The organism is Campylobacter sp. CCUG 57310, assembly GCF_013201975.1.
In the GTDB taxonomy this organism is placed as follows: Bacteria; Campylobacterota; Campylobacteria; order Campylobacterales; family Campylobacteraceae; genus Campylobacter_A; species Campylobacter_A canis.
The window spans coordinates 1,717,621-1,729,734 of sequence record NZ_CP053845.1 but is presented as its reverse complement, the minus strand read 5'-3'; the positions used below and the strand labels follow the sequence as shown (position 1 = coordinate 1,729,734).

General features: G+C 34.7%; 9 protein-coding genes. All 9 read left to right on the top strand.

Features of this window, described 5'->3' with window-relative positions:
• The first annotated feature begins 11 nt into the window (after window positions 1–11).
• The 9 genes from CORI_RS08715 (at window position 12) to hisC (ending at window position 12,114) form a co-directional block, all read left to right on the top strand.
• Window positions 12–548 carry a 50S ribosomal protein L25/general stress protein Ctc gene (locus tag CORI_RS08715; protein WP_173031648.1) on the top strand — a complete coding sequence of 179 codons (537 nt, stop codon included), beginning with the start codon at window positions 12–14 and terminating at the stop codon, window positions 546–548.
• A 15-nt stretch (window positions 549–563) separates the two neighbouring features.
• Entirely contained in the window at window positions 564–1,115 is a 552-nt protein-coding gene (pth, locus tag CORI_RS08710; protein ID WP_173031647.1) for an aminoacyl-tRNA hydrolase, read from the top strand.
• Window positions 1,116–1,320: 205 nt separating this feature from the next.
• Window positions 1,321–5,007, top strand: coding sequence for a hypothetical protein (locus CORI_RS08705; RefSeq protein WP_173031646.1), 3,687 nt, complete (start codon window positions 1,321–1,323; stop codon window positions 5,005–5,007).
• An 80-nt stretch (window positions 5,008–5,087) separates the two neighbouring features.
• Window positions 5,088–6,365 carry a thioredoxin reductase gene (locus CORI_RS08700; RefSeq protein WP_254064916.1) on the top strand — a complete coding sequence of 426 codons (1,278 nt, stop codon included), beginning with the start codon at window positions 5,088–5,090 and terminating at the stop codon, window positions 6,363–6,365.
• 453 nt (window positions 6,366–6,818) lie between these two features.
• Complete coding sequence (locus tag CORI_RS08695) at window positions 6,819–7,880, top strand: LptF/LptG family permease (protein ID WP_173031645.1); 1,062 nt, start codon at window positions 6,819–6,821, stop codon at window positions 7,878–7,880.
• Window positions 7,881–7,921: 41 nt separating this feature from the next.
• The gene (gene lysA, locus CORI_RS08690) at window positions 7,922–9,175 is read left to right on the top strand and encodes a diaminopimelate decarboxylase (protein WP_301952216.1); all 1,254 of its coding nucleotides are present in this window, start codon (window positions 7,922–7,924) and stop codon (window positions 9,173–9,175) included.
• A complete protein-coding gene (locus tag CORI_RS08685) occupies window positions 9,172–9,954 on the top strand; it encodes an HAD-IIA family hydrolase (RefSeq protein WP_173031643.1) in 783 nt (260 codons plus the stop codon). The genes lysA and CORI_RS08685 overlap by 4 nt, the downstream gene beginning before the upstream one ends.
• A complete protein-coding gene (gene pheA, locus CORI_RS08680) occupies window positions 9,938–11,017 on the top strand; it encodes a prephenate dehydratase (protein WP_169942154.1) in 1,080 nt (359 codons plus the stop codon). Before CORI_RS08685 ends, pheA begins: the two co-directional genes overlap by 17 nt.
• A complete protein-coding gene (gene hisC, locus CORI_RS08675) occupies window positions 11,014–12,114 on the top strand; it encodes a histidinol-phosphate transaminase (protein ID WP_173031642.1) in 1,101 nt (366 codons plus the stop codon). The genes pheA and hisC overlap by 4 nt, the downstream gene beginning before the upstream one ends.

Here is a 12,114-nt window from a genome sequence, read left to right as displayed (position 1 = left end):
AAAGGAAAACGATGTTAGAAGGTATCGTTAGAGAGAGTATCGGTAAAAAAGCTTCTAAAGCTTTGAGAAGAGATGGTTATCTAATCGCAAACATTTACGGAAAAGGATTAGAGAATATTGAGGCGGCTTTTAAGGTAAATGAATTTATCAAAGAGGTGCGCAAAAAAGATAGTCTTGCATTTGATGTAAAGGTTGGCGATAAGGTACTTAAAGTCGTTATCGTGGAGTATCAAAAAGATCCTATCACAAACGCTCTTAAGCACGTGGATCTAAAAGTTGCACTTCCTGGTGTCGTATCAAAATACTTAATCCCTGTTAAGCCTTTTGGAACACCGATCGGTCTTAAAAATAAAGGTGTTTTGATCCTATCCAAAAAGAGACTTGCGGTAAAATGTACAGCTGAAAACCTACCAAATTCATTTGCGCTTGACGTTAGCAAGCTTGATGTCGAAGATACGATATTAGTAAGAGATATCACCGCTCCTACAGGCGTTAGCATGGTTGATGCTGGTCATGTTGCAGTTGTCGGAGTCGTAAAAGCTAAGTAGTTTAAGGCTTATAGATTGATCCTTATAGTTGGGCTGGGAAATTCCGGCTCACAATACGAAAAAACAAGACACAATATCGGGTTTATGCTTGTAGACCTACTTAAAACCGAGAAATTTGCCGACGTTAGTTCTAGCAAATTTCAAGGCGAACTTTTTAAATTTTCAAATTTGCTTCTTTTAAAACCGCAAACTTTCATGAACCTATCAGGAAACAGCGTAAAAGCGGTAAATGATTTTTACAAACCGGAGCGCATTATAGTAATTCACGATGACTTAGACCTTAAGCTTGGAACGGTTAAATTTAAAATAGGCGGCAGTAGCGGCGGGCATAATGGACTAAAATCGATTGATAGCTTAATCGGAAGCGAGTATGAACGAGTCCGCATAGGCATAGGCAGAAGCGATAAAACAAGTGTTACAAGTCATGTTCTAAGCGCGTTTAGCGAAGATGAAAATGAATGCTTGCAAAAAGTTTTAAGCTATACTAAAGAGGCGGTTTTAGAGCTTATCAGAAGTGATATTGCTATCATTTCTCAAAAATACTCTACAAAAAAAGGAATTTGTTAAAGCGAATTTTAAATTATCATAGTATTTAAGCAGATAGAATTATATATGATAAATTCTATATAGCTATTACTGAAATAAATTTTTAAATAGTTAAATTAAAATGACAATAGCTTTTAAAAATATATAATATAATTTTAACATGCTTGTAGTATTAAATCGATATAATAAATTATAATTTATTAATTTATATTGCAAAGGATAATTTGTGCCTTTAAAAGACATTACGCTCCTGCATAATATAGACGAACTTTTAAAGAAATTTGATGAGTGTGCTAAAGATTATAATTACATTACATTTTATTGCTCAAATTTAAACAAATTTTATTCTGATCTCGTTTCTGCGTATGAACTTAGAGGCGAGATTATAAATAAGCTTTTTGAGTTAAAGTTTAAAAATAAATTCGTTGAGATTATAACAAACTCTCATATAGATAAAAAAAGTATCTTGGAAAGTAAAAATAAAATCTCAAATTTTAAGATTACTCGAGGTAAAACATCTATAGATGTAAGTCTAGTTTTTGATGAGGAGTCTATAGTGGAAGAGTTGGCTGTTGAGCTGATGACTCTTGTTAAAAAATATGCACCCGATACTCAAACTCTAACTTTTTTTAACGCTTCAAGAATAATTGTAGAAAATTTTCAAAATGCGCAATCTGCAATAGAAAGTATTTTAAAAAATTTAGAAAACAAGATAAAAGACAAGATTGAAGAACTTTTGAAAAATGAAGAATTTGATGATATAAGCAAGGCTAAAGAAAGTGTAGAAGAGACATTTTCTATATTAAGAAAAAATATAAAAAATAAATCAACAGAGTCAGATGAAGTATATATAATAAAAGAGACTATTGAAACAATTTTTAGCCTTATAGATGCTATTATTCATCCTTCAAAGATAGATGTTGCTTTATTTATCTTTGATGCATTTATGTCTGTCGTAAATATAAAGGATTATTCTGAAAGTAAGGGTTTTTACTCTTTTGCAAGTCCTGTTGCAAATTTGTTAGCTAAGAAATTCAGCTTTGTATTTAATCTTATAGAAACAAGATCGCTTTGTGACATAGTAGTTTTTAAATCTTTTAAAGATAGCAAAGACGGGTATTTTATAGATTTTAGCGGATTTGATCCGTTTAGCGAAAATGAAGATGTTAATACAGATGACTATCTTGGGGTTTGCGGATTTGTTAAAGGGGGCATAGATCTATTTCAAAATCGACTTATAAATGACGAAGTAGGCAGTATAAGGCAAGAGTATGGCGATGCTATGTATTCTATATATAAAAATATGGCCAATAGTAAGGATGAGGCAAGTATGTATGGATTTCTTAGTAGGAAGCTATCTTTAACTCATGCAAATTTTACATATATTCAACATCCGTTTTTTAACTCTTTTAAATTTGCCAAATTAATATCTAACAAATCAAACAAACACGAAGATAGTAAATTTAATACTGCAAAATATTCAGGATTATCTAAAAACTATCTGGTAATATCAAACGCTCCCACAAAACAAAATGCAGGACTTAGCGAACGTGTACTAACTAAAGCCTTGGGCTATACCATAAAAGACGATATAAACAGAACAGACACAGCCGCTAGAATTCAAGATCCTAATAGTTTTACTCCTATAAAAGACTACAGCCGATATTCTATAGAAATAACTTCAAAAGATGAAAAAGACGCCTATGTTTTAAGCTTAAGCCCCTTTGTGCGTATTGACAAATCTACACTGGATGATTATAAACAATATATAAAGAAAATAGAAAAAAAGGCAAACACATCGCTTCTTGGAATAATTAACTATAATGATTATGACAAACAGCTTAAGTTGATAAAAAATTTAAACCATATAAATAAATTTTTCAAACAATATGATGATGTTGAGATATTGAAGAAAAAAGAAAAAGAGTATCTAAAAGATAGTATCAAGTATTTTGAATCCCTTTTTAACGGAATCAATGCTAAGTATTTTATAGGAAAAATAGATTCCTATTCGGATGATTTAGTGGAGTATTGTAGCCCCCTTACTCACGATAAAAGCCATTTTATCAACACAAGGATGGGCAATGTGTATATGACTAATCCCCATTCTGTTTTAGAGGTATTTTTGCTCTCTATTATATTTTATACTATGAAGCATACATATAGTTCAAATGCGATAAGAGCATTAAAAATAGATAAAGACGAATACATATCTATATATGGAAACAAATTTAAAGTACTAAACAAAGATGCCTTTATACAATACGATGAAAATAAAAGACGAATTTACTTTTTTAAGCAAAACAAAATAGAAGCAAAAGACGAAGATGCTTTATGTGTGGAAGAGATTACGGAGAAATTTTATAAAAATTTTTCTATGGATGATGAGTATTTATTTGATGATAGTTTTTATGAATTTATTCAAACTCTTGAAGATAAAAATAATACAAATGAAGATTTTTATGAAGAAGAAAAAATAAATGAATGCCTAGATCAAGAAATCTCGAAAAATAAGCAAGAGTATGAGCGTTTGAAACAAAGCTATAGCCATTTAATTGAAAAAGAAAATCATATCAAAAGAGAAAAGAAATTTTTAGATGAATTTATGATGTCTTTTGCGGATAAAATTTTAACAGAGCTTTTTCCTATATCTGAAATAATTAATAACAAGGATTATAGTTATATCTTAAAAGTTTTTTTAAAAGTTATGTTTGAATCTAAAAATTTACGTGACATATTGATAAAAGAATTTGGAATGATAGCTTTTATGTTGCAGGAGTTCCCTTGGCTTGACGGACAATTAAGAGTCAAAGGACTGATTAGTAAATATAAAGCTCAAAAATTTGTTGAAAGAAATATAGGCAAAAAATCTTTTGTAAATCAAATGCAAATTTCAAAAAAACGTTATCTTGCATGGTATGTGAAAACATATAAACCTCTTAGCTACAAAGAGAAATTATTTTTTAAAGAGCTAAGAAAAAAAGGTATATTGCAAGATATTAGATGGAATATAGGCAAGGATATCATTAATCAATCTTTTAGTGAGCTTAAAAGTATGATTATTAAAAGCGGCTTAAGCAGCCTGATAAAAACAATCGTATCAACAGAATACGAACAGCGTAAAAAAGAATACCAAGATATAAACTATAAAAGATTTCTTCATAAGTATAACGACCCTTATGCAGTCGAAAACATATCCTTATGTCCTTTAACACACAAGGCGTCCTCAAATGAAAAAAGTTCATATCTATACTACCCTATGAATATATACTCATCTTTTATGAGTATTGATCTAAAAGATATGTTTATAGGAGGAAGACTATCAAGCGGAGGACTTGATTATAACTCCTTTATATATTACGAGATGGATAACTCAAATCTTAAAACGTCAAATAATCTTTCTAAGCAACTACCTTTAAACAAACTGCTTGCATACTTATGTTTAGATGAGCTTAGGACCACAAGCGATAAAAGCGATCATAAATACTTTAGACATCTAAAAGGTAAAGAATTCGGCTTTATGCCTGAAGAGTTAAAGATAGCAGGGTTTAATAGAGAGCTTAATATATCCAAACTAAACCCTATACCTATAGAGCACAGGAATGAGATGTATAGAGTTTACCAGCAAGGCTCTGAAGATGAAGTTGATATTCCTATAGACAAATACAACGAATCAATGGAAATCCTAAACGACTTTAGCAGAGGAATTTATAACACTGACGAAGAAACCAAACAGGATGATAAGGCAAGAAGGCTTCTTAAGGCTCTTAACGTAATAGGACAGAATAATCTTAAAGGTATGTATGTGGGGTGTAAGAAAGAAGATAAAAATTCTTTGGAAGAAATCCCCCCTCGTCTAATCGGAAGACTGGCCACTACAATCATAATGGAAGATGGACTTTATATAGGATGAAATTTAATAAACTTACAATAATATCTTTAATATTTATAATTCTAACAATAATCATAGCAATATATCTAAAAGGAAATTCAGTGAACGGTAATGAGACTTATACGGTTATAGCTCCTAATGGAAGAGAGATACAGTTTGATAGTAAAACTAATTTACTAATACCTGCAGAAAAATTTAAAAGCCGAACTCAAGGAATAAAAGAAAAATCCCAAATGCTCCTAGACTCCAGAGCCATCCTAGACTCATCTGCTTATATAAACTATAAACCAAACTACTATAACCCTAAACCCGACTCATACGGACAAACAGATTATCTCTCATTTCAAGCATGGCTTGATATGAGTTATAAAAGACCTCAAAAAGGAAGTATAGCTCCTTGGACTAAAAAAGAAAAAGCTTACTATGAAAGCTTAAAAGATAAAAGAGAAAGGTTTATATATTTAATTAAAAGAAGTAACTTAAAATGTACTATGATAGAAATTCCTGAAGACGCTATGCTTAGAGTAGACAGTAAAGGAGTTCTTACTAAACCCGAATATGAAGATATATATGATAGGGTAAGTGCTAATGTAGACAGTTTAAAATCAAGACTGTTTTCAGGGGAATGGAGAATATGTGCAGGAATGCTGGGAGATAAAAGATCATTTGCAAGGGCAACCATACTTAACTATTCAGGATTTAAGACAAGAGCTAGGCAAGCCGTATTCTTATCTGCCCAATTGGGAGAAGTAGATGCTTTAAAAGTATTAGCCAGATATTTTTCCTCATCATCTACTACATCAGGATCACAAAAAGACTTAATCAGATCAAAAGAATTAGAACTTATATACAACAACCCGCCTTTAGATGAATACGGTATGATACCTTATCTGGACGAGATAATAGGAGTGGATTGGATAATGGATTTTAATAGGGGAGGGTTGGCTTTAGATCCTGCCGGCGGTCTTCATAGAGGGCTAAGAGAACTAGTTGAAGAAAAAGGAGAACTACTTGATCCTAGGGATATGGATGCCGATGAAAGATCAAGAGAGGAATTTATGGAGTATGTTAAGAAAGATTTTCAAGAAAATCCTGAGAGGTATAATGCTGCATTTCCTGATGATTGGAGCGACAAAGACATCTCTCTTTACATAGACTCAACCCTACTAGAATCTAAAATAATATCCTTAACTCCTCCCGAAGGCTATCCTAATGCACCATACTACAATACCCCCGAAGAGTTAAAAAGAATGTATGAAGCAGGAACACTGGATAAAAAACTAAATCCTACTATACCTGCAATGTATAGAGAGTATTTCCCTAAAGACTTAAAAGAAAAGATAGAAGATTATGCTTTAAAGCATAATATAAGGGATTAGTGTTGCAAAATCAATACCTGAAAGACGGTTATAAAATCATTGCAAAACACTATTTTAAACAAAACAATCAATTGTCATTTATAAAAAAGAGAAGTTGGGTATTGCGAAAGTGAGTGTGTACAAATAGTAATTAGTTAAATTTTTAATGATTTCATACTGAAAGTTGCTAGTCTAAGGCTAAATTTATTGTCGCCGCTTTTGTCTAAAATTTTTAATAGATTTTAGTAATCAATTTAGACAAGATAAAATTTCTTTTATTTGTTTTTTGGCTTTGTTGTAAAGCCAATTGCTTAAAAGCTGTAAAAATAAGCTTAAATTTCATATTGCAAATAAAGTGCTTTAAATGAAGATTGGATATCTTATTTGTCAAATTAAAACTTAAAATTTATCCTTAAATAGGCTGGATTTAATTTAAATTAGATAGAATTCGACAAATTTAATGAAGGTGTTTTAGTGAATTTGTACGCAAGATATGTCGGCTGGCTATATTTTAAATCGTTTTTTGTGATATTTTTAGCCCTCATATTTTTTTACGTGGGTATCGATATACTTACAAATCTAAAAGACATGCCTACAAGTGCGAACTTAAGACTGCTTTATTTCTCGCTGACATCGCTTACTGCCGTTAATTACGTGCTTCCGCTATCTTTGATTTTCGCCTTGATTGTTAGCAAATTTAGCATGATTAGAAACAACGAGCTTGTTAGCTTTTACGCTCTTGGTATTAGCAAAAACACGCTTATTAAGCCGCCTTTTATCATTGCTCTTGTGATTACTCTTATGTATGTCGGCTTAAATTTTACCCCCTTTGCCTACTCCTACGAATTTCAAAGAAATTTGATGAAAACTTCTCAAATTTCGCGTGTTAGTTCTGATATATTTTTGAAATTCGAGGGCAAATTTATCTACATCAAAGAGCTTAATCCCGTAACGGCTACGGTAAAAGACATAAGGATATTTGATGTGTCTAACGGAAAGCTGCTAAGCGCTACTTTTGGTAACGAAGCAAGCTTTAGCGATAACAAATGGTTACTTAAAGATGTAAATGTAACTACTATGCCGGAAATCGTAAAGCTTGGCGCAAAAGGGCTTGATATAAGGCACTTTGACACTCTTGAGAGTTTAGAAGGTTTTAAGCCAAAAACCATAGAAAACGCCTATCAGGCAAGCTCTTCCATATCTATTTTAGACGCGCTTGATTTTATATTTGCATTTGAAAAAGAAGGCGTTGGGCTAAATGCAGCCAAAACTACTTTGTACAATCTAGTCTTTTCTCCGTTTTTTGCGCCTCTAATGGTTTTTATAATCTATTATTTCTTGCCTGTTACGGGTAGATTTTTTAATCTCGCACTTGCCAGTTTTGTGTTTATTATAGTAACACTTTGTGTTTGGGGTGCTCTATTTGTACTCATGAGATTTGCTCATAACGGTGTTATACTGCCGGAGCTTGGAGTCTTGTTGCCAATAGTTTGTATATTTGGGGTTGCTTTATATCTTTATTTTAAGCACCGTTAAGTCAAATTTAGGCGAAAATTCAGTAAAATCTAATCATTTCTATCAAGGTTAGTTTTATGGATTTTACAAATTTAGCCAAAACTTACGGCACCCCTCTTTATGTTTATGATTTTGATTATATAGCCGCTAGATATGAGGCTTTAAAGCAGGCTTTTCACGCTAGAAAATCTTTGGTTTGTTATGCCGTTAAGGCAAATTCAAACTTAAGCGTTTTGAAGCATCTTGCAAATTTAGGCGCAGGGTTTGATTGCGTAAGTCAAGGCGAAGTAAGGCGAGCTTTGACGGCGGGAGCTAAAAAATACCAGATCATTTTTAGCGGTGTGGGTAAGAGCGATGATGAGCTCAAATTCGCTCTTGAAAATGAAATTTTGATGATAAATTTAGAGAGTGAAGCCGAGATGTATAGTCTTGAGAAGGTTGCAAAAGAACTTGGTAAAACGGCTCGCATAAGTATAAGAGTAAACCCTGATATAGACGCCAAAACTCACCCTTACATCTCAACGGGACTTAATGAAAATAAATTTGGCGTTGATATTAAAACTGCTAAAAAAATGTACTTACACGCTAAAAATTCAGCCTTCTTTGAGCCTGTCGGCATACACTCCCATATCGGCTCGCAAATCACCGATATAGAGCCTATAGTGCAGGCTTCAAAGGTCGTTTCAAATCTGCTTAGAGAATTAAAATCAATTGAGATCGATATCAAATTTTTTGACGTTGGCGGCGGACTTGGTATCGTATATGGTGATGAAAAAGAGCCGAATTTATATGAGTACGCGCAGGGAATTTTGAGCAATTTAAGCAGTCTTGACGTAACGATCGTTTGTGAGCCGGGTAGATTTATCGTAGGCAATAGTGGGTATTTTTTAACTAGCGTTTTGTATGAGAAATTTAATAAACAAAAGCGCTTTGTCGTGGTTGACGGAGCGATGAACGACTTGCTTCGCCCAAGCCTTTACGGAGCGGAGCATAAAATTTTTGCAGTTAAAGACGGACAAGTAGTCTGCAACTGCAAGCAAGAGGATTTGGACAAATTTGACTTTAGTCTTTGCGATGTGGTAGGCCCCGTATGCGAAAGCGGCGATTTTTTAGCTAAAAATGTAAATTTACCGACTTGCGATAGCAAGGATCTGCTCGTAGTAAAATCAGCAGGAGCCTACGGCTTTAGCATGAGTAGCAACTACAACACGCGCTTAAGAGCTGCAGAAGTTGGCGTAAAAGACGGTAAGGATTTTTTGATTAGGCGTCGCGAAAGTTTTGAAGATCTGATCGCTCTTGAAAAGGATCTTTTGTGATATTTATCGACGTTCAGGGCACTTTGATAAGCGATAGTGACAAAAGCCCCATAAACGGCGCTTGTGAGCTGATTGAGTTTTTAAATTTGCAAAGCATTCCGTATGTCGTCATAACAAATAACACGAAATTTAAAAGCGATGAGTTTTTAGCAGAGCTTAGAAACAAGGGGCTATCGATAAAAGAGGGTGCTTATATAGATCCTTTTTGCGTGCTTGAAAGTATCTTGCCGCCTTGTAAAATCGCAGCCTTTGGAGCTGATAAATTCAAACAAACAATGAGAAATTTAGGCTATGAGCTTGATGAAAATTTCGCTAAAGCCGTGATAGTGGCTAGCGGAGATGACTTTAAATTTGATGAATTTGCTTCAATGATAGAAATTTTGCAAAACGGTGCAAAACTAATTGCAATGAGCGAAACTAGCGTATATAAAAAAAATAATCGAAGTTATCCCGGCGTAGGAGCGATAGCCAAGATGCTAAATTACGCTACGGGACGCGAATATGAAGTCATCGGAAAGCCAAGCAAAGAGTTTTATAAAGCCGCTTTGGAATTATTAAATTTACAAAATACAAAGGCTAAATTTAACGATATTTTGATAATCAGCGATGACGCTAAGGGCGATTTGGTGGGTGCAAAAGAGCTTGGCATGAAAACGGCTCTTGTTTTAAGCGGCAAGGTAAAGGATACTAAAAATTCAGGCGTTAAGCCACACGTAGTAGATAAAATTTACGTCGATGTTTCCGAGTTTTTAAAGGAGCTAAATGCAAAATATAAATGATTTGCGAAGTGAAATCGACAAGATTGATGATGAAATTTTAAAAAAATTAAACGAACGCATGAAGTTTGTCAAAAAAATCGGCGAACTAAAACAGACCAGCGGCACTTCGATATATCGTCCCGAGCGAGAAAGAGCGATACTAAACCGCCTTGAAAGTAGCGGCTCAAATATCTTAAACAAATCGGCAATCGAAGCGATATATCTTGAAATTTTCGCAGTTAGCAGAAATCTTGAAATGCCCGAGAAAGTCGCCTACTTAGGGCCTGAAGGCACTTACACTCATCAAGCTGCCGAGAGTAGATTTGGCGCGATGAGCTCGTATCTGCCGCTTGCTACGATTGAGTCGGTTTTTACTAAGCTTAAGCACAAAGAGGCAAAATACGGTGTAGTGCCTATCGAAAACAATACCGAAGGCGCAGTTGGTGCGACGCTTGATTGTCTTGGTAGGTTTGAGGGCGTTAAAGTAGTGGCTGAAATTTACATGGATATACACCACAGCTTTGCAAGTACTTGCGAGAATTTAGGCGACATTAAGCGTATTTATTCGCATCCGCAAGGATACAACCAGTGCCTTAAATTTTTAGATGATCATCTGCTTTCAAGTGCCGAGTTTATCCCTACAAAATCAACTGCAGAGGCTGCGAAATTTGCTTCAACAGAGCCAAATTCGGCGGCGATCTGCTCAAAGATTGCTGCTAAGCTTTATAATGTGCCGATTTTGTTTGAGACGATTGAGGATAATATGGCAAATCGCACGAGATTTTTTATATTGAGTGATTTTAAAAACGAACGCGCTCAGAGAAATAAAACATCTATTTTGGCTCGCACCGATCACCGTCCCGGTGGGCTTGCCGACCTGCTTGGAGCCTTTAGGGACGAGGGGATAAATTTAACCAAGCTTGAAAGCCGTCCTATAAAAGAGCGCGAGTTTAGGACTGTCTTTTATATAGATTTTGAAGGTCATATAGACGATGAAAACGTCGTTAGAGCCATTGAAAAGGTAAAGACATTCGGTGATGAGATAACCTGGCTTGGAAGCTACATTTCAGGAGATGAGAGATGAAATTTAACGAGAATTTGGCAAATTTGATAAACTATGAAGCGGGTAAGCCGATTGAACTTGTGGTTAGGGAGTTTGGCATAGCAGCAAATGACGTGATCAAGCTAGCTAGTAACGAAAATCCGTTTGGCACGAGCAAAGCCGTCGTTGAAGCCATAAGAGAGTATGCAAGCAAGATGAGCTTATATCCTGATGATAGCTATTTTGAGCTAAAAGCTGCACTTGCAAAGAAATTTGGCGTAGATGAAAAGTGCCTTATAATAGGCTCGGGAAGCGATCAGGTGATAGAGTTTGCCGTTCATGCAAAGGCAAATGCTAAAAACGCCGTGCTGATGGCGGGAGTAACCTTTGCTATGTATGAAATTTACGCCAAACAAACCGGCACTAAAATTTATAAAACCAAAGCCAAAGAACATGATTTAAACGAATTTAGAGAAATTTATAACGCACATAAAGACGAGATTGCTATCATATTTCTTTGCTTGCCGAACAACCCGCTTGGCGAGTGCGTAGATGCGGATGAAGTATATAAATTTCTTGGCGAAGTTGATGAAAACGTGCTTGTGGTGATCGACGGCGCGTATCAGGAATTTGCAAAATTTAAAGACGCTAAAAAAGAGATAAAACCAAACGAGCTTATAGCGAAATTTAAAAACGCCGTTTATCTTGGTACCTTTTCTAAGGCTTACGGGCTTGGCGGTATGCGAGTGGGATACGGTATCGCAGACGCTAGCGTCATAGGCGAGCTTGGCAAGCTTAGAGCGCCTTTTAATATCACGAATTTAAGTCTTAAAGCGGCGATTGAAGCTCTAAAGGATGAGGAGTTCGTAAGGCGCTCGATAGAAGCGAATTTTAAAGAGATGATAAGGTATGAAGAATTTGCAAAGAAAAACCAAATCGAGTTCATAAATAGCTATACAAATTTCATAACTTATAAATTTAATGAGCTAAATGCAGGCAATATCGCGCAAATTCTGCTAAAAAAAGGTATAATTTTACGTGATTTAAAAAGTTATGGACTAAATGCCGTTCGTATCACGATAGGACTACAGTGGCAAAATGATAGAGTTTTAAGCGAATTAGAGGGGACTATAAGATAG

Excerpts from the sequence above, each read along its gene's own strand:
- CORI_RS08715 (WP_173031648.1), top strand. The coding sequence starts at position 12 with ATGTTAGAAGGTATCGTTAGAGAGAGTATCGGTAAAAAAGCTTCTAAA.
- pheA (WP_169942154.1), top strand. The coding sequence starts at position 9,938 with ATGCAAAATATAAATGATTTGCGAAGTGAAATCGACAAGATTGATGAT.
- hisC (WP_173031642.1), top strand. The coding sequence starts at position 11,014 with ATGAAATTTAACGAGAATTTGGCAAATTTGATAAACTATGAAGCGGGT.